This window comes from Myxococcus sp. MxC21-1, from assembly GCF_032612255.1.
Lineage (GTDB): Bacteria > Myxococcota > Myxococcia > Myxococcales > Myxococcaceae > Myxococcus > Myxococcus virescens.
In genome coordinates this window covers 2,373,707-2,399,099 of record NZ_CP123278.1, presented here as the reverse complement: position 1 = coordinate 2,399,099, position 25,393 = coordinate 2,373,707, and the positions used below count along the sequence as shown (strand labels likewise).

The window sequence follows — 25,393 nt, the reverse complement described above, 5'->3', positions numbered from 1 at the left end:
GGCCGCCCCCGCCCCGTGCGACGGCCTCAGACAACACACCGCGCGACGCCGCATTCAAGACACACCGCCGCTACCGGCAGGTGATGCAATCGAGTGAGGGGAATCTCCTATATGGGGCCCCTGCCCCAAGGAGCCTTGCCATGGCAAACCCGGTTCGTTTCGCATTCACGCAGAGCGCCCAGCCCAACCTGGAGTTCATCGTCGAGCTGTCTGACGAGAAGACGATTGCACACGCACGGAAGATTCTCTCTGGCGAGGAGAAGAACGAAGTCCACGTCCACGGACGCATCATCAAGCGGGCCGCAGCCTACAACCCGAAGTTCTCCTTCCACCTGGACCCGAACACCATCCGCTTCTTCTCGATGGCCATCGAGGTCTGCGATGCCAACATGACGTATGTGGAAGACCACCTCGACGAGGCGGGCGGTGCATTCCTCCCGGGCGGACACTGGTGCCCGTGGGACTCCAAGCTGACGCGCGAAATCGCCTGATCCCTTCAGCCAGGTCCGCGAGCAGAGCGCCCTGCGTGGCCGAAGAAGCCACGCAAGGCCGCAATCGTCTGACCTTTCCCTTTGCACGCGGCTTCGACGAGCCAGGCCCCTGCCGCGCACCGCACGGGAGCGCGGACAGGGCCGGCCTGTCCACCCGCCGGTAGCATCACTCCGGCGTCCACCGAGAAGGGCGTCCTCGAGCGGGAGGGCAGACCGCCGCGCCCCCTGCATTCACGGCCGGATGCCGGTGAGCGCGAGGCGCAGCACCCGGCTCGCGGTGAGCGGATCGTCTTCGTTGGCGACGGCAATCGCGTTCGCCAGCATCAGCAAGTCCTGCGTCGTGGCACGGGCATGAATCGCGCCTGCTGATGACGCCCGCGCCACCAGAACGCTCAACACATCGAGCAGCTTGTCGGTGGAGCAGACCTCCTCAGCCGTAAGGCCATCCGGGCCGGTCAACAGCGCTGCGGCAAGCCCGCGGTGGGTCGCTGTGTAGACCGTCAAGTCCTCGAGCCAGGCCGCCAATTCGGCGGCGGGATCCGCTCCCGGTTGCGAGGATGCCCGCGCACAGAGTTGCGCGACGCCATCGCGGAATACCGCCTCCAACAGCGACTGCCGCGAGGGAAAGTGCCGGTGCAGCGTCGCCGAGCCTACCCCCGCCCGCCGCGCGATCTCCTCGAGCGACACCTGCGCACCATCCCTGCCGACCAGCTCCGCGGCGACCGCGACAATCCGCTCCCGGTTGCGCCGCCCATCCGCTCGCAACGGCTTCACATGCTCCACCGCGACCGCCTCCTCACGAGAACCCGCGTTGACAAATGGGGTCCCCCTCCATATCTAACCACGAGAATAAACGGTGGGGTCCCCCACTTACAAAGGAGCGGTCCATGAGCAGCAACGAATGCGTTCTCGTCACCGCTGCCACGGGGCGTCAGGGCGGCGCCACCGCCCGGGCGCTGCTGGCCGAAGGCGGCACCCCGGTGCGTGTGATGGTGCGCAATCCCAAGGCGCCAAACGCGAAGGCCCTCGCGGCGGCTGGCGCCGAGGTGGTCGTCGGGGACCTCGACGATCCGGCGTCGTTGCGCGCGTCCTGCGCTGGAGCACGGGCGGTCTTCTCGATGCAGTCCCCCATCATCTCCACGACCGGCGTCGACTACAGCAAGGAACTCCAGCAGGGGAGGAACCTCGTCGAGGCCGCGCTTGCCGAAGGTGTCGAAACGTTCGTGCATACCGCGACCTCCGGTGTCGGCGACCACCGAAACGTCGAGGGCTGGGCGGAGGGGCGCTGGAAGTCGCACGAGACGTATTGGGAGAACAAGCTTGCCACCTGCGACCTCGTCCGCAGCGCGGGATTCAAGCACTGGACCCTCATTCTGCCCGCCACCTTCATGGATCATCCGATGTTGGATCCGGCTGGCTTCGTCGACGGGCGCCGGTTGCTCACGGTGATCAGGACCGATCAAACCATCGCGTTGGTCGCGCCAGAGGACATCGGCAAGGCGGCCGCGGCGGCGCTCAACAATCCTGCGACGTTCAACGGCGTGACGCTGCAACTCGCGAGTGACCTGCTCACGCTTCCTCAGATCGCCGAGGTCCTCTCGCGCCTCGACGGCAAGGAGTACATCGTCCAGGTCAGCACGGTCGAGGAGGCCGTCGCGGCCGGCCTGCATCCCGGCGTGGCGCAAGGCCTGACGTACATGAACGTCGCCCCGGTGCTGGCGCGACCCGAGATCGCGCGGTCCTATGGCCTTTCGCCCATGAGCTTCGAGACCTGGGCGCGCCAGCGTCGCGAGCTGGCCTGAACTGCCGCCCAGTCGTCGCAGCTCCCATGCCGTGTCCGGGGCGAGCGGATTCTCCAGCTTCGTGTCGGAGACGGGCACCGCGATGCGCCACTGGCCGTCGAGGTCCACATCCTCAATCCGTGATGCCTCCGGGAGTGGTGGCGCCTCGGAGAATTCGAGGCGCTGTTGACGGCGGAGGGCCGCTGACGGGGAAGTCCGAGATGATTGAATCGCCGCCAAGTCCTGGGAGAGCGGCACCGTCCTCACCAACCGGAGGAGCAGCGGCGCATAGGATGCGCCGACATGGACTTCCAGGCGCGACTCGAAGCGCTCACGCACCAACTCCGGCCCTGGTCCCCGCTCTGGTCCCGCTCCATCCTCCAGGGCTGGCCCGGGTCCGGCGCCGCCTATCCCGAGGACTGGCTGGCCTATGCCCGGTCGCTCGATGAAGCGGGCGAGCGGCGGCTGGACCAGGGGGCGCTCGCGGGCGTCCCGCCTCCGGCCCTGGGCGCACTCCTGGGCGCGCTCCAGGAACTGACGGCGCTGCCCTGGCACGAGGGCCTTCACGCGCTGACGGTCGCGGAGACGCAGGGCCTCAGCGCCAAGAAGACCCACGAGCTCGAGCGGGTGCTCGCCCTGCTCGCGCCGAGAACGCGCTTTATCCACCAGGCGGTCGATATTGGCGGCGGCATGGGACATCTCGCCCGCCTCTGTGCGCGGACGTTCGGGTGGACCTTCCACAGCATCGATCGGGACGCCGCGTTGCAGGACAAGGGCCGATGGTGGCTGACGAGAACCCATCCCCCAGGCGGAGACACCCTGTGTTTCATCCAGGCCACCGTCGAGGACGGACTCCAACCACAGCTCGATCCGCTCTTCTCCGGCTGGGACCGGGCCTCGATCGGCCTGCACACCTGCGGGCCGCTCGCCCTCACGCAGATTCGCAAGAGCCAGGGGGCGGGCTTCGTCCTGAACATCGGCTGCTGCTACGACAAGCTGGAGGTCCCGCGGGATTACCCCGTCTCCCGCTTCGGGAGCGAACATCCGTTGCCATTCACCCCACATGCCCTGGCGTTGACGACGCGGGGACGGCATCACAAGACCGAGGAGGAGTTCGCGCGGATGAAGCGGGTGTATGCGTGGCGCTTCGCGTTCGATCTCCTATTGAGGCGGCACTTTCCCGAACGCGGCTTCGTGAGAGCAGGAGACGCGCCCCGGGCGCTTTACGCCGAACGCTTCGCCGTCTACGCGCGCGACCGCCTGGAGCGACTGGGCCTCGATCCCGGCATGACGGACGCCGAGCTGAACGCCTTCGAGGTGTCCGTTCGCGCCGAGACACGAGACCTGTTGCTCTGCCATCTGCTGAGGGACCGCTTCGCGAGGGCGTTGGAGGTCGTGCTCCTGCTTGATCGCGCAATCCTCCTGGAGGAATCGGGCTTCCAGGTCGAGCTCCTCCAACTCTTCGATCCACGCCTGTCTCCGCGAAACCTCGCACTCATCGCGTCGCGGAGCGCTTGAGTACGTCTCGGGCCGGCCCCCCGGAGGGCGGTCACGCCCCCTCGATGCGGCCGGTCTGGCGCATCGTTTCAAGCCCTCACTGAAGTTGCCCCGGTTCCACAAAGTGTCCCGGGCTATCGCCATCAAGCAGCAGCCCGGTACTTCTTTTCGAAGTGGGCGGGCGACTCGTAGCCGAGCGCGGGGGGCCGTCTGTGTGGGGTGTGCCAGCCCTCGATGAGCTCGAAGAGGGCCATCCGTGCTTCTGCCTTCGAAGGAGAGTCGCCGAGCCGGTGCGCTCCACATGCTCCACTCGGCATCCGGGAAGGGAGTACAGCGTTTCCATTCCCAGCGTGTAGCCACGTCACTGGCAGCCTGCTGAGTCTGCCTACTCCTCCGAGGAGCATCACGCAAACTGCGGGAGAGGCGCGAAACCGGGGCAACTTCACCTCATTGTTGGCCACCACCAACCGAGCAGCGCCCGCGAGCAGTGTCTCGACTCAGCCCCAGAAATTACTCCTCCCCTGCAATCAAAGGAGCTGGGGAAGCAAACATGGCGAAACTGACGAGCGCGGTGGGGCGCGGAGCCTGGGCCTGGATTTTCGGAGGGTTGCTGTTGTCCTCTGGGGCGGTGGCCCACGAAGTTCCGAGACGGTTTGAGGAGAAGTTCGGCCCGGTGTTGAACCTGAGCGACACGCCGACCTTCAACTTCGAGTACGCGATAGCCGCCTCAGGCGACGACGTCTATGTCGTCTGGAGTGACACTCCGGCCGGGGGCACCACCAGCGTCTTCCTGCGAAGGAGCTCGGATCGGGGCAGGAGCTTCAGCCCTCCCCAGCTTCTGAGCAGCGGCGTCACGCCCGCCTTCATCCCGTCCGTGTTCGCGGAGGGGAAGAAGGTCTACGTCGCATGGAGCGAGCAGGGCATCCAGTTCCGTGCGAGCCACGACCACGGCAGGACGTTCGAGCCGCCCCTGACACTCAGCACCAGCGGCTTCACTCCCCGGATCGCGGCGGAGAACAGCGACGTGTACGTGACGTGGGGCGTCTCGACCGGTGAGGAGTCAGTCGACCAACTCTTCCGGGCGAGCCACGATCGGGGCCAGAGCTTTGGCCCCACGCTGACCATCGACAACGGCCAGGAGATTGGCGTCACGGAAATCGTCGCGTCGAACAACGGAGTATTCCTGGTCGGCGATGACGCGGGAGTGGATGACATTCCCGACGTGCGATTCCGCCGCAGCACCGACGAGGGACGGACCTTCGACCCGCTCATCAACCTCAGCGTCACCCAGGGCCCGCTCCAGCCGTCACAGCGCGCCCGCATCGCGGTAAAAGACCAGAAGGTCCACGTGGTCTGGGAAGAGTGTAATGACTTCTTCCCCACCCTTTGTGACATTGTCTACCGGCGCAGCCCCAATCGGGGAGTCACCTTCGAGCCGGCCGTGGTCTTGAGCGACGGGGTGGGACTGGCGCTCGCACCGGACCTCGAGGTCTCGGGCCAACACGTCTTCGTGGCGTGGCAGGACAATGGCCCCGGGAACTTCGACATCTTTCTCCGTATCAGCGACGACCGCGGCGACTCGTTCGCCAAGGCCCGCAACCTGAGCAAGAGCTCTGGTGACTCCGGTGCCGTCAGCCTCTCCGCCGAGGACGAGTTCCTTCGCGTCGCATGGGAAGACAGCACGCCGGGCCCCACCGACATCTTCTATCGGGCCAGCGGCGACTTCGGTGATTCCTTCGGGCCCATCAAGAACCTGAGCGACTCCCCCGTGCGGTCCTCCGCCCCACGGGTCCTCTCATCCGAGGGGGGAAAGAACGGCTACGTGGGCTGGCTGGAAGACCTGTCGGACGACAACACGGACGTGTTCTTCCGACGTACCGAAGTGAAGTAAGCCGCGCCGGCCCCGGCGACATACACCCGGAGGATGATCGCGCTCATGTGAGACGGGTGCTCCTTGCACTCGTCGTTCGGACGGAACGGCCAGGCCCGCAGTTCGCGTCTGGTCTTTCCGGTGAGCGTCAAGGTAGTTGTCGCGTGAGAGGTTTCTGCCGATACGCTTCACTACCTGCACTGCCAAGGTGAGGTTCGGAGAGGGCCCGAGGCGGGCGGGGCCCGCCGGCATCCAGTCGCGGGGGTCGCGGCTCCAGTGTTCGGGGTGACGGACTCGGGCACGCTGGTACACCTGGTGGCGCTGGACGAGGAGCGCGGACTCGCGGCCCAAATGCCTGTCGTCGGGTGTGACGAAACGGATGGCGGAGTGCCGATGCTCGGTGTTGTACCAGGCCACGAAGCGCGTCACCCAAGAGCGCGCGTGCTCGACGGAGCCGAAGGGCCGCGCTACTTCGCCGGCACGGACCTGGAGCACGGCCGAGAGCTGAGGAAGACGGATGGGACGCGCGCCGGCACTCGGCTCGTGAAGGACATCGAGCTGGGTCCAGGGTCATCGGCTTCCCGGAACCTGACCGCCATCGGCGGCACACTCTTCTTCCGTGCTGTGACGAGCGGCCAAGGCTACGAGCCCTGGCTGAGCAATAGCACGCGGAAGGGCACACGGCCCCTCCAGGAGATTGCGCCCCACGCCCCCCAGCCAGCGAGCGCAGGTGCGAGGCATCATGCGCGGACAGTGGGAACGGGTCGAAGACCCCGTTGCCCTCGGGGCGAACTCTTCGCGCTCATCCCAGGTTGAAGGACAGGACGCCGCTTCACAGAAAGGACGGATAGATGCGCTGTTGAGGGTGGCGTGCTGGTGCAGAGAGGTGGAGGGCCGCTGACGGGTGCCTCTCGGGCTGTGCACCGGGCCGGAGTCGAGGCCATACAGTTGGGCTTCTGGGCAACTCACGCCCTGGAAGGTGATGGTGTCTCCTCTTCCCTTGCCTGCATGCATGGGGTTTGCGCCCACCGATGCGGTGGCCAGGCCCGGGAGAGGATGCGTGAACGAGCAGGAGAAACAGCGGCGGCTTTTGACATACGCGAAGCGGATCGCCCCCTCGGCCGAGACAATCGAGTCACTCGCGACGGAAAGCAGCGCTCCGCTCGAGCCAGGTGCCGAGGCCCTGGAGCATGCCATCAAGGCGGCCCACGCGGTGACCCGGGGTCACGAGTCCACCCTACGGCCAGAGGAGCTGTGGGCGCTCGAGGCCATCGTCCTGCCTCGGAACAGACCGGTCATCGACATCATCAATGGCAGCTACCTGCGCCCCGGGGCCCCCTGGAGCGCCCTGGATGACGCGAATTTCCGTAAGCCTATCGAGGCGGCCATTCCCGCCATCGGACGCGTGGAGGTTCCCGAGCACCCAACGCTGCCGTACGTTGGAACGGGTTTCGTGGTCGGGCGCGGGCTGCTGATGACCAATCGCCACGTTGCCGAGCTGTTCACGCTGGGGCTGGGGATGCGGGGGCTGCGGTTCCAACCGGGGCTCGACAACGTGCAGGTGGACTTCAAGCGGGAGCGCGGCTCGAGCGCATCCGCGCCCTTCCGCGTGCAGCGTGTCCTGATGATTCATCCCTACTGGGACATGGCGCTGATGGAGGTAGAGGGGGTTGATGGACTGCAGCCCCTCACCCTGGATTCGCGCCACGTGGACGAGGTGCGCGAGCAGGACGTCGTCGTCATCGGGTATCCCGCGCAGGACCCGCGCAATGATGCCGCGCTCCAGCACCGCATCTTCCGGGGCGTCTACCAGGTCAAGCGCCTGCAGCCGGGCAAGATCATGGGCGCACGGCGCACCTCGAGCTTCGGCCGGATGGTGGAGGCGCTCGCGCACGACAGCTCGACGCTCGGAGGCAACTCTGGCTCGGCCATCTTGGATGCGCGCTCGGGCAAGGTGCTCGGGCTCCACTTCGGGGGCCGGTACCTCGAAGCGAACTACGCGGTGTCTGCCCATGACCTCAGCCGGGACTCCCGCGTGGTCAATGCCGGGGTGCTGTTCACGAAGACGAACGTCGGAGGACAGCTCCCATGGGCGAACGCGTGGAAGGACAACGAGGGCCCCCCGGCGGTGCCGCCTTCGCCTCCTCCGCCGTCTCCCGTCCTCTTCGTCCCGGCGCCGCGCGACGAGTCCTTCACGCTCACCATCCCGCTCCACATCAGCCTCCGCCTGGGGGTTCCCGCCCTGGCGGGGAATGGCCAGACTGCGCTCGTCCCCGGGCCGGCAGTGCCCGCGCCAGTGCCAGGTCAACCCGGGGGAGGCGTGGGGGCTGGGGCACCGGGCCTGACACAGGTCGACGTCGCGGAGGCTTTCGCGGAAGCCCAGCGGACGAGGGAACTCCCCTATTACGACGCCGAGGCGGACGCGCTGGACCGGGAGCGCTACTACGAAGGTGTGCAGCCAGACTCCGACCAGGACGCGTTCTATGACGGCCTGCACGGCCTCCTCGAACGGACGCATACGGGCCGCCCACCTTACAAGCCGAGCCGCTGGCTCTACCCATGGGTGGACCGCCAGAAGGACCTCCTCCTCCGCTCGCTGTACTCGGCGGCGGGCCACTCCTTCACGCTCCAGGAGATCCTCCAGAGGGACCTGGAGGTGGAGAGGGAGCGTGCGCTACGGCTCCTGGAGCGGCCACTTACAGAGCGTCTCGACGAGGGCTTCCTGGAGCAGCTCGAATCCGCCCTGCCGTACAACTGCGAGCACGTCGTGCCCCAGTCCTGGTTCAATGCCAGGGAGCCGATGCGCGGAGACCTGCACCACCTGTTCGCCTGCGAGATGCGCTGCAACAGCTTCCGCGGCAACAATGCCTACTTCGAGTTCCCCAGCACCGAGGCCTTCCAACAAGACTGCGGGCGGGCCGAGCGGAACCGGTTCGAGCCGGGCGCCGGGAAGGGCGCCGCCGCGCGCGCCACGCTCTACTTCCTCGTCCGCTATCCCAACGCCATCAACAGCCCGGCGGAGCTCGCCGAGGAGCGGCTGGAGACGCTGCTGCGCTGGCACCAGCAAGAACGCCCCTCCGAGTGGGAGCTGCATCGGAACCAGGCCATCTTCTCCATCCAGAAGAACCGCAACCCCTTCATCGACTTCCCGGAGTGGGCGGCCCGGGTCCGCTTCGCCCGCGGACTGGGGCGCTGAGCTGGCCCGGTCCCTTCCGTGCGCAGCAGGCGGGGAACGGCCTCAGCATCGCATATTGAACAAAGAGGCGCGCTCATCAGGACACCGCAGGCAGGCATCGCATCTGGAATGTGAGGGCGCTGCGTTGCGAAGTTTCGCGAGCTTCTTGCGATGCGCGCATCCTTGGGGGTCGACCTCGGCCACGACAGGCCGTGTCCCCTGCGAATCGCGCCCCGGGTGCTGGCGGGCAGCACCCGGGCGGCGGAGCCGATCCGCACGCCCGAGTCGATGGCGGAGAGCTTGTGGAGCCCGAGCACCTCGCCGGCAGGGTCTCCAGTGCCGCTCTTTTCAGTTCTTCTTCAGGCTCACGCCCCAGCAGTCGAGGACGTACGAGAAGACCAGCGGCGCCACGATCGTCGCATCGGATTCGATCACGAAGCGGGGCGTGTCGACGTCGACCTTGTGCCAGGTGATCTTCTCGTTGGGCGGTGCGCCGCTGTAGGAGCCGAACGAGGGCGTGCTGTCAGAAATCTGGCAGAAGTAGGACCAGTAGGGGACCTCCTCCTCCAAATCGAGGCGCAGCATCGGCACCACGCAAATTGGGAAGTCGCCAGCGATCCCCCCGCCGATCTGGAAGAAGCCGACCTTCGCGGACGAGGAGGTCTCCCGGTACCAGTCAGCGAGGGCCGCCATGTACTCGGCGCCGCCGCGGATGGGACTCCAGGTTTCCAGCTCCTTGCGCATCACGCTGGCGACGAACACGTTGCCCAGCGTGGAGTCCTCCCATCCCGGTACGAAGATCGGAAGGCGCTTTTCCGCAGCCGCCAGGAGCCACGAATGACGGGGATCCACCTGGTATGAGCCGGCCAGCGCGCCGGAGAGGAGCAGCTCGTAGAGGTACTCGTGGGGAAAGTGGCGGCGACCGTCCCGCTCCGCCCTCTGCCAGAGATCGAGGAGGGGGCGCTCGACCTTGCGCATCGCCTCCTCTTCCGGGATGCAGGTATCTGCCACGCGATTGAGCCCCTTGTCGCGCAACTCGGCCTCCTGCTCCGCCGTGAGGCTGCGGGGATCGGGCACCCGCACGTAGTGCTCCTGGGCCACCAGGTTGAAGACGTCCTCCTCCAGATTCGCGCCCGTGGTCGTGATCGCGTGGACCTTGTCGCGGCGGATCATCTCGGCGAGCGAGATCCCCAGCTCCGCCGTGCTCATGGCACCGGCGAGCGTCACCATCATCTTGCCACCGTCATCGGCGTGCGCCGCCCAGGCGTCCGCTGCATCCACGAGGGTCCGGGCATTGAAGTGCCGGAAGTGGTGCCGCAGCACGCATCGAACGGAAATGGTCATGTCATGTCCTCGAATGGAGAAGACGCCCGCACCGCCCCCAAGGGGACGGCACAGACGGACGAAGTGAAGGGAACGCCGCGCCTTGCAGCACGAGCGAGCCCGCCAGCTTTTCCGAACATTCGGATGGAGCACCGGCAGCGGAGGCGACAATCACGCGCCACACCGTCTGGAACCGGCAGGATTTCGCGTATCAAACGAACACGCATGGTGCAAGCCCCCCCTGCGGCCCATTCAGGTTGCGGCGTGATGCAGGGGCTCCTCGCTTGAAAAAGCCGAGAAGCGCGAAGTTGAAGCGGTGTCGGCACGACGGCCTGCCCTTCGCCGAGTCAACTCTCTGACCGGGAGCACAGACGAGCTGCGGCGCTTGAGGACCACGGAATCGGCGCTCCGAATCCCTTCGATGCGGAGCGGTACGTCGCCTGGCTCTCGCACCAAGCCCCCCTCATGTCGGAGGGACTCGCGTTCGCGCTTCTCGACGATGCGTTCGCCGTTCAACTCGGGGGGAGCGCGAGGCCGGGCGCAAGCGGAGCACAATTGCATGCCAAAACCGCCACGCTGCATGAGCTGCACGGCGTCTTCGCCGTCTCCCCTCCAACGCCGGTGCTCTCCTCGTTTGCGAGAGACTCGGCTACCGCCGTCTCGGCCTGCAGGCCGGTGCCGCGCCGCCCGTCATCGACGTGCGGTGCGATCGGTATCGTTGAGTCCTCGCGTGCTCGGCGGGAAGTCGGTGTCGGCGCAAGCCCGCCCCTCGTCGGCCGACCTGTGACGGCCAACGGCTCCGCCATGGGCCGATTCCTTCCCCTGCTGCTCTTCGAGCCCTGGCTGCGGTCCCGCCACGTCGGCCTCCGCACAACGGGACATCTCCAACGCCTTCTCCAGCGCCATGAACGCCTCCATTTCACGAGGCCTGGAGGTTTCACGCCCCCAGGGAGTCCGGCACGACAGAGCACGGTGAACGCTTACGTGGACTGGGCAGAGCTGCGGAGGAGGACGTCCGATGTTGACGTGTTCGTCCACCGGACGGGAGCATCGCTCGGGCGGCCCCGTCAGCGGCCCTCCTCGGCCCCTCCGCGCCAGCCCTCACCCTCAACAGGGCCTCTATCCCGCCTATACGTCATTCAATGACGGCTTGTGCCCGGCTGGAGCTCCTCGCATGCGGCAGCAGCGGACTCACGGTGGCGTTCTGCGGGGCGGAGGGGTGGAAGGGCCGCGTCCTGATTCTCTCTCAAGATGGACGAGTGGTGTCCGAGGAGCCCTCTCCATGATGCGCCAGTGCTCCACCTTCACCGTGGCTGATGGCGGTGGCCACGACCCTGGACAGGTACGGGCGCCACGAGCGCGGCTGCCGCTTCTCGCGCACCCACGGGCACTGCCGCTGCACGTGCCAGCTGCACGACCGCATCCTGGAGGGAGGGCTGAAGCCATGACGTCAGAGGTGGCTCGTCACGAAGGCGATGCGACACACGTTGCACCTGAACTGAGGGGATGGCGGATGCCCGCCCAGCGTCATGAGGCCGAAGTCGGGAACCACCGGCTTCTCCTTCCCGCACTCCGGGCACTTGAGCAGCACCTTCGTCCAGTCGGTTCTTTCAGTGCTGTCGCTGCCGTCGGCCATGACGGTGTTCCCCCGTGCCCGTGGGCTGGAGCGCCCACGACCGCATTCTACAGGAGCCTCCAGTGACGTGCCTTCGTGACGCAGACATCCGCCAGCCGCTGGCCCAGCACGCCGCGACCACCTACCCGGGCGCCCAGGTGCTCCACGAGGTGGGCCTGCTCCACGGCCAGTGCCGCGTGGACGTGGCCGCCCTGTCCCCGGCCTGCCTTCACGGTTGGGAAATCAAGGGCGACACCGACAGCCTCAAGCGCCTGCCGTCGCAGGTGGAGGCCTACTCCCGCCTCCTGGACCGGTGCACGCTTGTAGTGGGCGACGTCCACGTCGCTGCCGGGCTGGCCCCAGGCGCCTCCGCCTCCCGCAGGACGCGGACCATCTGCTCCTCGGTAAACCTGCTCTTCCTCACGACCGACCTACCTCCTGGCCGCGAGGACTCTCTCACGCTTCAACTGGTCCGAAAATCGGGGGCAGACCATTTGAGCATTGCGACTTCCAGCAAAAGGGAAATTCACCACAATTATTTACAGCACAAAGGGAGCAATGTTCTCGTGAGCATACCCGTGACCCATACCCGTCCGGGCATGAGGAGCTCCCATGCGCGGTTTCTTGCAATCCATCACATTGGTTGCTGTCTTCCTTGTAGGCCTGTTCACGAGCCGCCCCGCCGCCGCACATGATTCGCTCCGCGAGCGGATCGACACCTTCGTCCGCGCGGAGCAGAAACGACAGAAGGTGCCCGGCCTCGCCGTGGGCGTCGTGAGCCACGGACGGATCGTGCTGGCAAAGGGGTATGGCTTTGCCAATCTGGAGCATCGGGTTCCTGTCAGCAAGGACACCCTCTTCCAATCTGGCTCCCTGGGCAAACAATTCACCGCAATGGCGGTGATGCTCCAGGTGGAGGCGGGCAGGATTTCGCTCTCCGACAGCATCACGAAGTTCTTCCCCGACGCGCCCGCCACGTGGCACCCCATCACAGTGCGCCACCTGCTGACGCACACCTCCGGCATCCAGGACCTCGAGGGACTGCTCGACGAGCGCAAGGACTACACGGACGAGGAATTCGCGCACTTCATCTACGAGTTGCCCCTGGAGTTTCCCGCCGGTCTGCGGTGGAACTACAGCAACTCCGGCTACGTCCTCCTGGGCATCATCGTGAACCGCGTCGCGGGCACCGACTACACCAACGTCCTCGGTGAGCACGTCTTCCGGCCCGCCGGAATGAAGACGGCGCGCGGAATCAGCGAGGCGGACATCATTCCCAACCGCTCGGCCGGCTACCGCGTGGTCCGCGGCGAGGTGAAGAACCAGGAGTGGGTTTCGCCTTCCCTCAACACCACCGGGGACGGTGCGCTCTATTTCTCCGTGAAGGACATGCTGGCCTGGGATGCCACCGTGGAGCAGCGCTCCATCCTGAGCCCGGAGAGCTGGCAGGAAATCCTGTCCCCCGTGAAGATCAACAGCGGAGCCACCCAGCCCTATGGCTTTGGATGGGAAATCCTCGAGCGCAATGGCAAGCCCCTGCACCAGCATACCGGTGGGTGGCAGGGCTTCCGGACCACCTACTCCCGCTTCATCGGGGACTCTCTCTCCATCGTCGTGCTGGCCAACTCGAGTGGGTCAAACCCCATGACCTTCGTGGAAGGCATTGCTGCCATCGTCAACCCCGCGCTCGCCGTGCCCCCGCTGACCCCCATCCCGGACCTCGAGCCGCAGGTCACCGCCCGGCTCACCACGCTGCTCGAGCAGGCACGGGCCGGGACGATGGACCCAGTCGAGTTCGCGTACGCCCCCTGGTGGTTCTGGGGCCAGGCCGTGCCGTTCTATCAGCAACTGCTGCAAAGCCTGGCGCCGGCGGGGCCGCTCGTCCTGGTCAAGCGGGAAGTGGTGGGTGACGACCGCCTCTACACGTACCTGGTGCAGTTCGGGCCCAAGACCCTCCGCTACAGAGTGTCGCTCATCCCGGATGGCCGGGTGTCCGCCTTCCGCCTGAACGAGCACATCCCCTAAGGCCTCGGACTACGACCTCGGACTGTACGACGACGACTCCCTTGACGCCGTCGCCCTGGCCCACTTCCGCCGCCTCGCCGTGGAGCTCGCTGCCTCCGCGAGGATACCCACCTTGCGGAAGGGCCTGGGTGGGAGTGAGCGACAGCACCCACAGGACGGCGGCGTCGACCTGAGCATCGACGCTGGGGCACTGGCGATTGGCCGAGATGTGCAGCGTCAACTCCCTCCAGACGTGGTCCATGGCGTTGAGCTCGGGACGCTGCTTGGGCAACCAGAGCAGGCGGATGTCCAGCTGCGCAGCAAGGGCCTGCGACCGCTGGGCGGTGTGACAGCTGGCCTGGTCCAGCAGTAGCAGCACCGGTCGGCCCGTATTCGCTGCACGAACCCCGTCTGGCGTCGCTGAGCCGGCGCGCGCAAGGTGGCGCGCACGGCAGACGCGGAGCTGTGGAAGAAGCGAGTCAGGCCCTGCCACGCACCTGAGGGGAGCGCGGCCTGGGCAGGCGTGTACCCCAAAGGGGCTGCGCGGCCTGTCCACCGGACGGGAGCATCACTCGGGAGGCCCCGTCAGCGGCCCTCCTCGGCCCCTCCGCTCCAGCCCTCACCCTCTCAACAGGGCCTCTTCCCGTCTTATACGTCAAGTCGCCCCAAGACGCGCTGTGCGGCACCACGGGAGCGCTCGTCGTCGACGGAGACACTGACAGCAACGCGGTCATTGTCGACGGCGCCATCCGTTGGACCGCGGGGCGGGACTGCGGACCGGACACCCGGGCCCCAGCAAGAGAGCGGCCCCACGGGCAAGCGCTGACGAGCACGCCCTCTCGGGGCGACAGAGGAAGTGGCCGCGCCGGAATTCAGAACCGCCGCGTGCGTTGGGAGTTTCGTCACAAGGCTCGTCCTCGCCCGCTGGCGCGAGACTCGGGCCTTCCACTCAAACAGACGCAGGGTCCGCCGTTCAGGTTGGCGCCCGCCACGTCTGGGAGACCGCTCCCGAGCGTGACGGTGTGCCTCTCGCGCGGGGCCCGCTGGAGGCAACGAAGTTTGCGGAAACTCCGAATGGCATTCGCGGTCACGACGTTCTCACTGCTGCTGTCCGCGGCATGCGGCGGTAACGGGACGGGAGATGAGACCGTGCCCGGTGACGGGCCCACCACCCCTGACGAGGGCACCCCTACCCCATCCTCTGGAGCCGGCGAGCCGGAACCCGCCCCCACTCCCGGCGAGCCCGAGCCCCCCCCTGGTGAGCCTGCTCCCTCTCCCGACCCCGACCCCGGTCCTGTCACCCCCGGCCCGACGGCTCCCGAGCCTTCACCGGTTCCTCCCGAGCAGGCGGATGTCCTGCCCACCCCCAAGCGAACGCTCACCGCGCGCAACCTCAACGAGCTGCGGAGCATGATTGCCACCGCCATCCCGGGTGACCGCATCGAGGTCGCCGACGGCGCCTACACCAATCAGACCCCCATCGAGGTGTCGGTCCGGGGGACGCAACAGGACCCCATCGTCATCACCGCGAAGAACGTGGGCGGAGTGACCATCGGCGGAGCCTCGGGCTTCCACGTGGAAGACGCCGCCCATGTCATCCTGCGGGGCTTCAAGCTGACCCACGCGGTGGAAGAGGGAGACGTCGCGCTGAGAATCGTCGGCTCGACGCACGTTCGCGTCACCCGGAACGAGCTCGCCCTCGAGGACACGACGTCCACCAGCACCTGGATGCGGCTCGAGGGCGCGGGCAGCGCCAACAACCGCATCGACCACAATTCCTTCCACGACAAGACCAGCTCCAATGTCTTCCTCGCCGTCTATGGCAATGCGCCGGACGGAAGCCTGGGCATGTCGCAGAACGACCGCATCGACCACAACCACTTCCACAAGCTGACCCTCGACAGCGAGGGTGGCGAGTGTCTGCGCATCGGCGACAGCAAGCGCGGCCCCATCAGCGCGCACACCCTGGTGGAGGCCAACCTCTTCGAGGAGTGCAACGGTGACCCCGAGGTCATCTCCAACAAGAGCTCGGAGAACGTCTTCCGCGGCAACACCCTGCGCAACAACAAGGGCTCGCTGGTGCTGCGCCACGGCAACAAGAACGTGGTGGATGGCAACTTCATCCTGAAGAACGCGGGGGGCCTGCGCATCTACGGCCACGACCACCTCATCACCAATAACTACATCGAGGGCAGCACCGGCACGGGCGCCCAGAGCACCATCGTCCTCAGCAGCGGCTGCACCGAGGAGGACACGGGCCTGGGCACCGACTGCAGCGTGGCCAACCGGGTGACGGTGGCCTTCAACACCCTGGTGGGCAACCAGCCGACCCACCTGGTCATCGGCTCCTCCGATTCACGCCGGCCCATTCCGGCTCGGGACCTGCGCGTCGAGAACAACCTCCTCGTCGGTGCGCAGGGGACGTTGGTGGACTTCGAGCGGGCTCCCGAAGGCTTCACCGCCACCGGCAACATCCTCTGGGGCGCGGCCTCGCCCGGCGACATGCCCTCCGCGGGCTACGTGAGGGTGGACCCCCTGCTGGTGCGCGCGGCGGATGGCCTCATGCGCCCGTCCGCCTCGAGCCCGGTCATCGGCGCGGCGCGCTCCTCCTCCGGCGGATTGAGCCTCACCACGGACATGGATGGACAGGCGCGCTCCGGCGCGCTGGACGTGGGCGCGGACCAGGCGGCGAGCAGCCCGGCCCCTCGCCGTCCACTCACCGCCACGGACGTCGGACCTCGAGCCCCCTAGGGCGAGCCGGTATTCGCTCGCTCACATGATTCGGGTGTGGTGGTGACCGTGACGGCCTCGTCCGTTTCGGCCGGCCGCCACACCCGGATGCGGTAGCCGCGGCCCGCAGCACAAGCGCGCACCTCCACCGCGTCCTGCTGGGGCAGGACGGAGACATGGGCCGGCGACAGGACATTCAGTCCACTCGTGAAGAGCGTCCCATAGTGGGCCTTCGCGCCCTCGCGAAGGAAGACGAGCACCGTCGACGCCTTGCGCACCTCGTAGTCCTCCGAGTACCAGCCGTCGTACGGCTTCGTGGCTCCACGCACCGTGGAGGCGGACAGCCCCTCCGGCAGGGCCTGGGTGACCTGGAGGACGCGCCTGCCCGTCGCGTCCGTGACGGACGCGGAGACGCCCTGCATGGAGACGGTGAGGTCCGGCTGGAACTGCCAGCGCTGCTCGAAGCGGTGCGAGTCTTCCGAGGTGAGCTGGTCCAACACGAGGACCACGTCCTTCTCCAGCAGCATGACCGCGCGCCAGTGGCGCACCCCTTCGTAGAGCGCGTGGAAGCCGGACTGGTAGAGCCACTGGCCCCCCTGCGCGGACAGGCTGGGGCTGGCGTGCCCAGCCCGCTGGTCCAGCCCATCCACCGTCACCGTGTTGTGGGCGCGGGTGCTGCGAAAGTAGGTCTCCTCCTCTCCCGGCTCCTCGGTGAACATCCCGGAGTCGGTCAGCAGCGTGCGGCCGGCCGAGTAGAGGACCACATTGAGGGCGTCCAGATGGCTGTGGTCCGTGCGGTAGGGCCCCGTATCGAACACCAGGTGCGTCTGTGCCTGGTAGTCCAGGGCGGTGTCGAACGAGGAGCGCAGCACCGCCACGCCCGAGCTCTGGAAGAAGGCGAGGCGCTCGGTGGGCGCGCTGCCGCACATGCCCGCTGTCAGCATGTGGCCCAGCTCGGGGAAGACCGCGCCCATCCTCGCGAGCAACACCGGTTGGTGCTTGCGCACCAGCAGACGCTGACTCGCCCCGAGCATGGGGATGCGCCCATCAGGCTGCACGACGTAGGCGGCGAAGCGCGCCATCCGCTCCAGCACGGGCAACACCTGCGCGGGCAGCTCCAGACCGTACGTCTGCGCCCACTGCGCGAGCTGATACACCTGGGTGAAGACGTAGAACTGGTAGTAGGCCGAGTTCTCGATGATGAAGCCATCCGAGCCGATGATGTCCGCGAGCAGCCCCTCGTAGCGGGCGAGCGCCAGCTCACGCCACCGGGGCGCGTCCTTGAAGTGCGGGAAGTTCTCCGCGATGAGCAGCAGCGCCGCCGCCTCGGCGAACCCGTGGTTGAAGCCGGACTCGAAGTGCTCCGTGTCCTCCAGGAAGCGCGCATCCTCGAGGATGAGCCACTCGAGCAGCGCCTCGTCCTGCCAGCCGAGGGCGTCCGCGTGCTTGAGCTTCCAGTACGAATTGACGAGCACCATGGCCCGGTAGGCGGTGCCGTGTTTGTCCTGACTGAAGTCGGAGTTCTGCTTGTTGCCGGCGAAGCTCCTGAAGATCTCCATGAGCTTGTCGCGGTAGCGCGGGTCACCCGTCTCGCGGAAGGCCCACAGGAGGTGGGCCGTGGGCCGCAACCCGTAGAAGAGGTAGCGCCAGAACTTCTCGCCGTAGGGGTCCTCCGTCCAGGTCAGCGGCATCGGCAGGCGGATGGGGTCGAACCGGGGCACCGCCCAGGTGTCCTTGAGGAGCAGGTCCGCGACCTCCAGGTCGCCCTCGTCCAACCACAGGTAGGCCACCTCCTTTCCGAACGGGTGGCCCTTCACCACGCACGCGCTCCCCCTGCAGCCCTTCTGCTGTACCGGGTTGGCGTCCTCCCCCCCGCAGGCGATGTTCAGCACCTGGGCCGAGTCGAGCTCCTTCGACGGCTCCTTCTCGTGCCCGCAGGGCGTGAGCAGCCCGAGGAGCAAGACACCACCCACGGCTCTCCATCCCAGTCTTCGCGGCATCTCTCATCACTCCGTTGCAAGAAGGCGAACAGTCCGGTCCAGACAGGCGTCGCTGGACCTACTCCACGCGAATGAAGGCGTCCGCGCCGCCAGGGGCCGTGGCACCGCCGCCGAGCCCGACCTGCGGGAACAGCGCGGCACACTCCGGGTCGCCGGCGTTGGAGAAGCATCCGGGGACAGGGTCCGTCAGCCCGTCTCCGGAGCTCTCGAAGTCCGTGTGCGCGAAGAGCGCGGCCACGTCGAAGACGACCCGGTTGCGCCCCGGCTCGAAGCCCTTGAGGAAGATGGTGCCTTGATTCTCCGCGCTGCAGTCGACGCCGACGTCGGGCGTCCCCGTGCAGCCGTCGGCCCGGACGTGGAAGCCATAGGCCCTGTTCCCGCCCGAGCGCACGTCGAGCCGGAGGTACCTGTAGCCGTACGTCCAGCTCCACCACATGCTGGGGTCATCGAGCGGTGGGTCCGCCCACTCCACGTTCCGGTGGTTGATTTCGCGCGGCACCCCCAGCGTGAACTCCACGCCAGTGTAGTCGTCGAAGTCGGGCACGATGCCCGTCACCTCGGTGTGGACCTCCGGGCTGCCCGTGTTGCACGTGCCGGTACCGTCCTCGAAGTCGAGCTTGGCGACCGTCTTGCGCTGCCAGCGGCCATCCTGCGCCAGCAACAAGGGGACTCTTCCCCCACCCTTGCGCACCAACGAAACGTCGTGCACATACGCCTTGAAGTCCAGCAACTGGAGGCTCGTGCCGGGGGCACCGACCTTCTCGTAGCTCGCGTCACAGCGCAGGGGCTCGCCGCGCACCTGGGCGGCGAACTGGACCGAGACCTCACGCTCCCCGATGCAAGCAAGCAGGAGCGAGGGCACCACGAGCACGAGGAGCCGGGGTATCCCCACCCACCCCCACGCGGCCGACAGACCGCGTCGTCTGATGGCACCGACGCGCGGTGCGAGCCTCCCGCGCCCCCGCAACCGTTCCCCTCCCGGATACATCCCCTCCCCCTTGCCCGTATGAACCACGAGGCGCCCGCGCGCGACGACCACAGCGGGAGCGGGCAGTTGCATGGCGTGCGCCCACCGGGACTGGCCAGGAAAAGGATGCCCGGCGCGACAGCGCAATCGCCCTCCGGAAGAGGACCTGCCGGGTCATCGCGTTTCCATGGAGACGCGCCTTCCCAGGCGGCGTGGGCGGGCTGCCCCGCATGGACATTTCCGCACCACAGCCTCGCAGGCGCGCTCCATGCGACCGCTCGCTCCCCGGGGCCCAGGCCCCGAGCCCGCGGGCGCTGCGGGCCAGGGCGTGTCCGCCGCTGGCAGGAGGCTGGGGCCCGGGCGCGAGTCCTGCGCCAGTTACAGGCCGAGGCGAACGAGGACGGGCAATTGGATTGGACGCTGCACTACGTGAACGCCAGCGGGTCCCGTCCGCCTCGGCCCCTCTCCGAACCTCACCCCGGCAGTGCAGGAGTTGAAGCGCATCGGCTGAATCCTTTCACGCGACATCTACCCAATACGCCAGCGAGGACTACCGCCAGGTACTCGAGGAGCGCGGCATTGAGTGCAGCATGTCGCGCAAGGGCAACTGCTGGGACAACGCCGTGGCGGAGAGCTTCTTCTCCACGCTGAAGCTGGAGCTGGTCTACCTCACCCGCTTCGAGACACGCGCTGCCGCGAAGAGGGCACTGTTCGAGTACATTGAGGTGTTCTACAACCGGAAGCGCCGTCACTCCTCACTCGGCTACATCAGCCCTGTGGAATACGAGCGAACGGCTGAGTTGCGGAGGCAGGCAGCGTTGTCAACCTGTCCACCGAACCGGCTCTCCCGCACTTCGTGTGGTTCCCCTCCGGGGAGTAGGCAGACGCGGCAAGCTGCCAGCGGGGCGAATACACCCTGGGAATGGAAACGCTGTACCCACTTCCTGGGTGTCGGGTGGACCGGGTGTCCGCCGGTAGCGCGGCGGGTGTCGTCCTCGGGGTGCGCATGGATGGCACGGGAGCGCGATGTCCCTCTTGCCGGACGCCCAGTACCGCGGTGCATGGCAGCTACGTCCGACGCCCGGCGGACCTGCCCGCCGCAGGGCGCGTCGTGCAACTCGAGCTGCGTGTGCGGCGCTTCTGCTGTCGAAACCCGGAATGCTCCCGCCGCACGTTCGCGGAGCGGCCGGTGCGCCTGCTGGCCGCTCAGGCTCGGCGGACACGGCGGCTGGCGACCGCGCAGTGCGCCGTTGCAATCACAGCCGGAGCAGAGGCTGGAGCCAGGCTGCTCAAGCCCCTCGCCATGCCCACCAGTCCCGATACTCTCCTGCGGCTGATTCGCCGCGCTCCGCTGCCTCCTCCAAGCCCCGCTCGCGTCCTGGGCCTCGACGACTGGGCGCTGCGCAAGGGGCGCACCTACGGCTCCATCCTTGTGGACCTGGAAGCGCACTGCGTGCGGGACGTGTTGCCAGACCGCTCGACTCCCACGGTGAGCGCATGGCTGCGCCAGCACCCCGGCGTGGAAGTCATTGCCAGAGACCGGTCGACTGAGTACGCACGAGCGGCGGTGCTGGGCGCTCCAGAGGCCCAGCAGGAGGCGGACCGCTGGCACTTGCTGCTGAATGGACGGCAAATGATGGAACGCTGGATGACCAGCGCTTACCCCCGCCTTCGAGCGCTACCAGCCGTATCGAGCGGAGACACTCCTCCAGCACGCCGTCACACCAGTTTCTCGCGAGCTCACGCCGAAGCTCACGCCCGAGAGGAGAGCCGCTCCCGGCGTGTTGCTGCATACGAAGCCGTGCGGCGGCGTCACCTGGCCGGGGAGCCCCTGCTGAGAATCAGTCACACACTGGGACTTGCGCGAGGGACGGTGCGCAAATACGCCGCCGCCGAAGTCTTCCCTGAGCGCGCGGCGCGCGTGCCCAGACCGAGCATCCTCGACCCCTATCTGGAGTACCTGACGCGGCGACAAGCCGCAGGGTGTGAAAACGCCTGCGAACTCTGGCGGGAGATTCGCGCCCAAGGCTTTCGTGGCACCTCGCGGCAGGTCCACCGTTGGCTCCAGGTGCGACGGTCCGTTCGGCCTCCCTTGAGGGCGCGCGGTTACCCCGGCGGCAACTGGTGGTCGAAGGGCATGCGCCCTGACGCGCTCCCCTCGCCGAAGCAATTGGCATGGTTGTGCGTGAAGAGGCCCTCGGAGTTGACCTCCGCGGAGACCGCGACGTTGGCGCGCATCGAGCAGGACGAGGAAGCGTCGCGTGTCGTCGCATTGGCCCGGCGGTTCTGCGAACTCGTGCGCTCGCGGGGCGTTTCACAGCACGCAAGGCCAACGCAGTCCTGTAGGCGCTTCGAAGTGTGGTTGGGCGAAGCTCGTGCGTGCAGGGTACGCGCGGTGGAAACCTTTGCGGAGGGCATCGAACAGGATGGCGATGCCGTCCAGGCCGCCCTGACCTCTCCCTGGAGCAACGCCCAGGCCGAGGGCCAAATCACGAAGCTCAAGCTTCTCAAGCGTCAGATGTATGGCCGCGCCAACTTCGACCTACTGCGTCGTCGATTGCTGCTCACCGTCTGAACCTACGGTCCACACGAAGTGCGGGAGAGCCACCGAACCGGGCCAAGCCCACCTGTCCTTCCTTCTGTGTCCCGCCTGCTACCCCCAATAGCGCTCCTGTCCTTCCTTCTGTGAAGCGGCCCCCCGAATCAGGCACCTTGCCTCGTCTCACTTTCAACAACAGACGCCTTCAACCAATCCTTTCCTTCCGCCCCTCCCTCGCGTTGGAGCGGGCGCTCCACCCCACCCCTTTCAAGGAGTTGGGAGCATGTCACCTTGCGCGAGGGGGCAAGAGCCCTGGGGACAGGGCTCTTGCGGACCGGCCTGTCACGGTGAGCGGTCAATCTCCTCGGTGATGCCCACGTCCGTCACGGAACATGCGCCTCCGCTGCTCTCCACGAGGAGGAAGGACTCCGCCGGGAAGACGTTGACGCCGTGCAGGTACGAGCACTCGATGAGGGCGTTCATGTCCCGGCTGCTGCTGTAGGTGAAGACGCGGGCGGGCGCGCTGAAGTCACCGTCACCGCCCGGCGAGGTCGCCACCGCCGTGTTGGGCTTGAAGTCCCAGGACTTCACCTTCACCTGCCAGTGGTCGCCTGGGATGCAGCAGTCCGCCACCTTGACGTCGAGCTGCTTCGTGCCCGGGCAGCTCACGGCGTAGCGCTGGATCTGGCCGGGACGCGACAGAAGGCAGGAGAGGAGAATCTGCTGCCCGCCATCGGACAGCTGGGTGATTTGGGGCTGGCGCTGGCCCGTGGAGCGGTAGTTGAGCTCGCCCGCGCGCGGCGCCGCCTCCGCGGGCTCGCCGGCGGCTGGCGGCTCCGCGGATGCGAGCGGCGAGACGCCGAGCGCGGCGCAATACAGGACGAGAGAAGCGAGCCTCCGGAGCTTCATGAAGGAAGCGGTCATGACGTATCTTTCTGTTGGCGCGAGAGAAGGACCTGCGCTCCAGGTAGCGCCCCGCCTGAGAGCAGCGGGGAAATAGGCATACGGAGCCGGGCCGAGCAGTGTTTCCGAGGGGCATGCATGCGTTCATGTCGTGAAAGCCAGCGTCTCCTCACGCCTGCGACTCTCCCGCGGCCTCCTTCAGGGGCTGGCACGGAAGCACCACCGTGAACCTCGAGCCCAGGCCCGGCGTGCTGTCCACGCGCACCGTGCCGCCCATGGCCTCCGTGAGGCTCCGAACGATGTAGAGGCCGAGCCCGAATCCGCCGTAGTGCCGGGTGGGCACCGCGCGCTCGAACCGCTCGAAGATGTGGAGCAGGCGCTCGGGCGGGATTCCGATGCCGTGGTCCTCCACCACGAGCTCGGCCGTCCCCTCCCCGCGTGAGAGCGAAATCTCGATGGGCCTGCCCTCGCCGAACTTGAGGGCATTGCCGAGGAGGTTCGCCACCACCTGGTCCAGCCTGCTCCGGTCCCACATCCCCTCGACGGGCCCTTCGGCGCGCACGTCCACCCGCGACCCGGTTCGGGCGGCGGTCTCGATGAACCGCTCCACGACCTCGCCCACGACGGCCAGGAAGTCCACGCGCTCCAGGTGGAGCTTGAGCCGCCCGGCGTGCAGCCGCGAGACATTCAGCACGTCGTCCACTAGGCGCATGAGGCGCTGCACCTGCTTCTCGGCCGACTCGAGGGCCTGCATGAGCCGCTCTGCGGAGGGGCGCTCGTTTCGTCTCCGCAGCACCGACTGAAGCACGATGTTCATGGAGGTGATGGGCGTCTTCAGCTCGTGCGCCGCGACACCGAGGAACTCCTCACGGACGCGGATGCCCTCCTGGGCCTCCTGGTAGAGGTGGGCATTGTCGATGGCCATGGCCGCCCGGTGGGCCAGTTCCTCCATGAGCGCCAGGTCCGATGGCCCGAAGGGGCGCTTCGGGTCCGTGCGGCCCATGGAGATGGCCCCCAGCGTCCGTCCGCGCGCCATGAGCGGCACGGCCATGCCGCTCCGGGTCCCCAGCTCGCGGATGAGCCGGGCATTCTCGGCGTCGAGGCTGTAATCGTGCATATCGGGCTCCGAGAGCTCGGAGCGCAGGAAGGGCTTGCCGGACCATGACGCGGATGGCCGGCTGGAGCGAGCCCCAGTGGGGCGGATAGCGCTCCTCCTGCTCGCGCAGGACCCTCTGCTTCGCGGGGTCGGAGTGAAACCCGGCCACCCGGCGAATCCTGCCGTCCGCTTCGGCCACATCGACGACGCACCAGTCGGCGAACGTTGGCGCGACGAGGCGAGCCAGGCGCTGGAGCGTGGTCGGATAGTCGAGCGACTCGGCGAGCAGCGCGCTCGCGTCGGACAGGAAGCGCACGGCCTTCTCCGCGCGCATGCGCTCCCTCAAGCAGGTGCGCAGGAGGCGAGCGTGGGGCTTGAGGCGGCGGCCAGCACGGAGCCGATGAAGGAGAAGACGCCGCAAGTGGACTGGGCCGAGTTGCTCAGCAGGACGTTCGACGTCGACGTGTTCGCCTGCATGAGGTGTGGAGGCAGGCGGCGGGTCTTGGCGTACGTGAAGGGCCCCCGGGGTGCGGGCGATTCTGGAGCACCTGGGCTTGCCCACGGCCTATGCTAGGTTGGCCCCGGCACGAGGGCCACCCCAGGCCGCGGGGTGTTGAAGCTCAAGCCGCCACAGCCAGCCAAGAGAGCCAGGCACCTGCCGCGCCCCTCCTGGGAAAGCGGCTGGGCTGGGCAGGCGTGTGTCTGCTGGAGATGAGAGGCTTCTGCGCCGGCTCGGCGTGCGGCTCATGGGCTCCCCGTCAGCGGCCCTCACCTCCCACTCAGCTCCCGCCCGCTACGCCCAAGAGGGCTCCTGTCCTTCCTATGCTCGCAAGCGCCTGGGCTACTTCTTCATGACGGGCGACGAGCGGCCCTACGGCGATATCTCGCGCAAGCTGGTGAAGCAGCTCATCGGCGACACGCTGGAGCAGGACCTGCCGGTGAAGCAGGTGGTGGACGAGCTGCAGCTCACCTACGAGCCGTTCGTCCTCATCCCGGACCTCGCGCGGCGGCGCAACTGCGAGCGCGACTGGCGGGAGCTGCTCGGCGACCGCGTCATCTGCATGGAGGACCCCACCGACACCGTGGAGGTAGCGGCGGGGCTGGTGGGGCTGTGCGAGGGCGCGTTCTCCGACCTCGATGCGCTCGCCCGGCACTTGAAGAAGCAGGACCTGTCGCGGCGACGCTGGGACGGGACGGCATCCTCCGGCCCGAGTTGGAGGACGAGCACCTGCCCACGAACGACGACAACTCGGGGCACCGGCGCCTGCGCTGATTCGAAGCCTCTTCCGCGTCGCGAGCGGAAGGACCTCACGGGCATTGGCACCCCATGAGCCTGTTTTCACCCGAGCACAACCAGACTCGGGCGCCCGTTTCGAATAGAGCGTCAGGACGTCCGACCTCC

General features: G+C 67.3%; 20 protein-coding genes and 2 pseudogenes. 11 read left to right on the top strand and 11 right to left on the bottom strand.

All coding sequences use genetic code 11. The annotated features are described in order from the left end of the window. The first annotated feature begins 140 nt into the window (after window positions 1-140). Window positions 141-491 (top strand): calmodulin, encoded by a 351-nt coding sequence (locus QEG98_RS11270; protein ID WP_090495827.1) that lies wholly within the window; start codon window positions 141-143, stop codon window positions 489-491. Window positions 492-722: 231 nt separating this feature from the next. Here the strand turns inward: QEG98_RS11270 and QEG98_RS11265 are convergent, their stop codons facing one another. Then, entirely contained in the window at window positions 723-1,274 is a 552-nt protein-coding gene (locus QEG98_RS11265; protein WP_316566717.1) for a helix-turn-helix domain-containing protein, read from the bottom strand. 104 nt (window positions 1,275-1,378) lie between these two features. Between QEG98_RS11265 and QEG98_RS11260 the strand changes: the two genes are divergently transcribed. The 3 genes from QEG98_RS11260 to QEG98_RS11245 all read left to right on the top strand — a co-directional run bounded on the left by QEG98_RS11260 (window position 1,379) and on the right by QEG98_RS11245 (window position 5,660). Then, on the top strand, window positions 1,379-2,293 hold the full coding sequence (locus QEG98_RS11260) for an NmrA family NAD(P)-binding protein (protein ID WP_316566716.1): 915 nt from the start codon (window positions 1,379-1,381) through the stop codon (window positions 2,291-2,293). A 282-nt stretch (window positions 2,294-2,575) separates the two neighbouring features. Next, entirely contained in the window at window positions 2,576-3,790 is a 1,215-nt protein-coding gene (locus tag QEG98_RS11255) for a methyltransferase (RefSeq protein WP_316566715.1), read from the top strand. Window positions 3,791-4,319: 529 nt separating this feature from the next. Beyond that, a complete protein-coding gene (locus tag QEG98_RS11245) occupies window positions 4,320-5,660 on the top strand; it encodes a sialidase family protein (RefSeq protein ID WP_316566714.1) in 1,341 nt (446 codons plus the stop codon). On the opposite strand, the gene QEG98_RS11240 is transcribed toward QEG98_RS11245, so the two are convergent. Next, the gene (locus tag QEG98_RS11240) at window positions 5,565-6,056 is read right to left on the bottom strand and encodes a hypothetical protein (RefSeq protein WP_410478071.1); all 492 of its coding nucleotides are present in this window, start codon (window positions 6,054-6,056) and stop codon (window positions 5,565-5,567) included. The genes QEG98_RS11245 and QEG98_RS11240 overlap by 96 nt on opposite strands. A 673-nt stretch (window positions 6,057-6,729) precedes the next feature. On the opposite strand from QEG98_RS11240, the gene QEG98_RS11235 reads away from it, so the two are divergent. After that, window positions 6,730-8,835, top strand: coding sequence for an endonuclease (locus QEG98_RS11235; RefSeq protein WP_316566713.1), 2,106 nt, complete (start codon window positions 6,730-6,732; stop codon window positions 8,833-8,835). A 327-nt stretch (window positions 8,836-9,162) separates the two neighbouring features. On the opposite strand, the gene QEG98_RS11230 is transcribed toward QEG98_RS11235, so the two are convergent. The 3 genes from QEG98_RS11230 to QEG98_RS11220 all read right to left on the bottom strand — a co-directional run bounded on the left by QEG98_RS11230 (window position 9,163) and on the right by QEG98_RS11220 (window position 11,773). After that, window positions 9,163-10,158, bottom strand: a complete 996-nt coding sequence (locus tag QEG98_RS11230) for a deoxyhypusine synthase family protein (RefSeq protein ID WP_316566712.1) — start codon at window positions 10,156-10,158, stop codon at window positions 9,163-9,165. A gap of 669 nt (window positions 10,159-10,827) precedes the next feature. Next, complete coding sequence (locus tag QEG98_RS11225; RefSeq protein WP_316566711.1) at window positions 10,828-11,043, bottom strand: hypothetical protein; 216 nt, start codon at window positions 11,041-11,043, stop codon at window positions 10,828-10,830. A 544-nt stretch (window positions 11,044-11,587) separates the two neighbouring features. Then, window positions 11,588-11,773, bottom strand: a complete 186-nt coding sequence (locus QEG98_RS11220; protein WP_316566710.1) for a hypothetical protein — start codon at window positions 11,771-11,773, stop codon at window positions 11,588-11,590. A 14-nt stretch (window positions 11,774-11,787) separates the two neighbouring features. Between QEG98_RS11220 and QEG98_RS41825 the strand changes: the two are divergent. Together QEG98_RS41825 and QEG98_RS11210 are read left to right on the top strand one after the other, a co-directional pair. Then, window positions 11,788-12,039 (top strand): annotated as a pseudogene (locus QEG98_RS41825) (hypothetical protein); the annotation flags it as partial. Window positions 12,040-12,364: 325 nt separating this feature from the next. Further along, window positions 12,365-13,777 carry a serine hydrolase domain-containing protein gene (locus QEG98_RS11210; protein WP_316566708.1) on the top strand — a complete coding sequence of 471 codons (1,413 nt, stop codon included), beginning with the start codon at window positions 12,365-12,367 and terminating at the stop codon, window positions 13,775-13,777. Here QEG98_RS11210 and QEG98_RS11205 read toward each other — a convergent pair. Beyond that, the gene (locus tag QEG98_RS11205; RefSeq protein ID WP_316566707.1) at window positions 13,725-14,135 is read right to left on the bottom strand and encodes a transposase; all 411 of its coding nucleotides are present in this window, start codon (window positions 14,133-14,135) and stop codon (window positions 13,725-13,727) included. The genes QEG98_RS11210 and QEG98_RS11205 overlap by 53 nt on opposite strands. A 695-nt stretch (window positions 14,136-14,830) precedes the next feature. Here QEG98_RS11205 and QEG98_RS11200 point away from each other — a divergent pair. Next, entirely contained in the window at window positions 14,831-16,507 is a 1,677-nt protein-coding gene (locus QEG98_RS11200) for a polysaccharide lyase 6 family protein (RefSeq protein ID WP_316566706.1), read from the top strand. Here the strand turns inward: QEG98_RS11200 and QEG98_RS11195 are convergent. Both QEG98_RS11195 and QEG98_RS11190 read right to left on the bottom strand, forming a co-directional pair. Next, window positions 16,504-18,459 carry an alginate lyase family protein gene (locus QEG98_RS11195; protein ID WP_316566705.1) on the bottom strand — a complete coding sequence of 652 codons (1,956 nt, stop codon included), beginning with the start codon at window positions 18,457-18,459 and terminating at the stop codon, window positions 16,504-16,506. The two genes, QEG98_RS11200 and QEG98_RS11195, sit on opposite strands and share 4 nt — an antisense overlap. An 85-nt stretch (window positions 18,460-18,544) precedes the next feature. Continuing rightward, window positions 18,545-19,351 carry an MbnP family copper-binding protein gene (locus QEG98_RS11190; RefSeq protein WP_316566704.1) on the bottom strand — a complete coding sequence of 269 codons (807 nt, stop codon included), beginning with the start codon at window positions 19,349-19,351 and terminating at the stop codon, window positions 18,545-18,547. 632 nt (window positions 19,352-19,983) lie between these two features. Between QEG98_RS11190 and QEG98_RS11185 the strand changes: the two are divergent. Both QEG98_RS11185 and QEG98_RS11180 read left to right on the top strand, forming a co-directional pair. Next, window positions 19,984-20,244: pseudogene (locus QEG98_RS11185) on the top strand (IS3 family transposase); the annotation flags it as partial. A gap of 131 nt (window positions 20,245-20,375) precedes the next feature. Next, window positions 20,376-22,028 carry an ISL3 family transposase gene (locus QEG98_RS11180; protein WP_316566703.1) on the top strand — a complete coding sequence of 551 codons (1,653 nt, stop codon included), beginning with the start codon at window positions 20,376-20,378 and terminating at the stop codon, window positions 22,026-22,028. A gap of 306 nt (window positions 22,029-22,334) precedes the next feature. Here QEG98_RS11180 and QEG98_RS11175 read toward each other — a convergent pair whose 3' ends face one another. From QEG98_RS11175 to QEG98_RS11165, 3 genes are all read right to left on the bottom strand, one after another. Continuing rightward, window positions 22,335-22,916 carry a hypothetical protein gene (locus QEG98_RS11175; protein WP_316566702.1) on the bottom strand — a complete coding sequence of 194 codons (582 nt, stop codon included), beginning with the start codon at window positions 22,914-22,916 and terminating at the stop codon, window positions 22,335-22,337. Between the two features lie 148 nt (window positions 22,917-23,064). Next, window positions 23,065-24,012 (bottom strand): GAF domain-containing sensor histidine kinase, encoded by a 948-nt coding sequence (locus QEG98_RS11170; protein ID WP_316566701.1) that lies wholly within the window; start codon window positions 24,010-24,012, stop codon window positions 23,065-23,067. 321 nt (window positions 24,013-24,333) lie between these two features. Further along, on the bottom strand, window positions 24,334-24,468 hold the full coding sequence (locus tag QEG98_RS11165; protein WP_316566700.1) for a hypothetical protein: 135 nt from the start codon (window positions 24,466-24,468) through the stop codon (window positions 24,334-24,336). A 269-nt stretch (window positions 24,469-24,737) separates the two neighbouring features. Here QEG98_RS11165 and QEG98_RS11160 point away from each other — a divergent pair, with 269 nt between their 5' ends. Further along, window positions 24,738-25,322 carry a hypothetical protein gene (locus tag QEG98_RS11160; RefSeq protein ID WP_316566699.1) on the top strand — a complete coding sequence of 195 codons (585 nt, stop codon included), beginning with the start codon at window positions 24,738-24,740 and terminating at the stop codon, window positions 25,320-25,322. Window positions 25,323-25,393: the final 71 nt, after the last annotated feature.

Bases quoted from the DNA above. Each gene is read 5' to 3' on its own strand.
- QEG98_RS11270 (WP_090495827.1), top strand. From the start codon at position 141: ATGGCAAACCCGGTTCGTTTCGCATTCACGCAGAGCGCCCAGCCCAAC.
- QEG98_RS11260 (WP_316566716.1), top strand. From the start codon at position 1,379: ATGAGCAGCAACGAATGCGTTCTCGTCACCGCTGCCACGGGGCGTCAG.
- QEG98_RS11255 (WP_316566715.1), top strand. From the start codon at position 2,576: ATGGACTTCCAGGCGCGACTCGAAGCGCTCACGCACCAACTCCGGCCC.
- QEG98_RS11245 (WP_316566714.1), top strand. From the start codon at position 4,320: ATGGCGAAACTGACGAGCGCGGTGGGGCGCGGAGCCTGGGCCTGGATT.
- QEG98_RS11230 (WP_316566712.1), bottom strand. From the start codon at position 10,158: ATGACCATTTCCGTTCGATGCGTGCTGCGGCACCACTTCCGGCACTTC.
- QEG98_RS11225 (WP_316566711.1), bottom strand. From the start codon at position 11,043: ATGGCGCTGGAGAAGGCGTTGGAGATGTCCCGTTGTGCGGAGGCCGAC.
- QEG98_RS11220 (WP_316566710.1), bottom strand. From the start codon at position 11,773: ATGGCCGACGGCAGCGACAGCACTGAAAGAACCGACTGGACGAAGGTG.
- QEG98_RS11210 (WP_316566708.1), top strand. From the start codon at position 12,365: ATGCGCGGTTTCTTGCAATCCATCACATTGGTTGCTGTCTTCCTTGTA.
- QEG98_RS11200 (WP_316566706.1), top strand. From the start codon at position 14,831: ATGGCATTCGCGGTCACGACGTTCTCACTGCTGCTGTCCGCGGCATGC.
- QEG98_RS11180 (WP_316566703.1), top strand. From the start codon at position 20,376: ATGGAAACGCTGTACCCACTTCCTGGGTGTCGGGTGGACCGGGTGTCC.
- QEG98_RS11175 (WP_316566702.1), bottom strand. From the start codon at position 22,916: ATGACCGCTTCCTTCATGAAGCTCCGGAGGCTCGCTTCTCTCGTCCTG.
- QEG98_RS11170 (WP_316566701.1), bottom strand. From the start codon at position 24,012: ATGCACGATTACAGCCTCGACGCCGAGAATGCCCGGCTCATCCGCGAG.
- QEG98_RS11165 (WP_316566700.1), bottom strand. From the start codon at position 24,468: ATGCAGGCGAACACGTCGACGTCGAACGTCCTGCTGAGCAACTCGGCC.
- QEG98_RS11160 (WP_316566699.1), top strand. From the start codon at position 24,738: ATGGGCTCCCCGTCAGCGGCCCTCACCTCCCACTCAGCTCCCGCCCGC.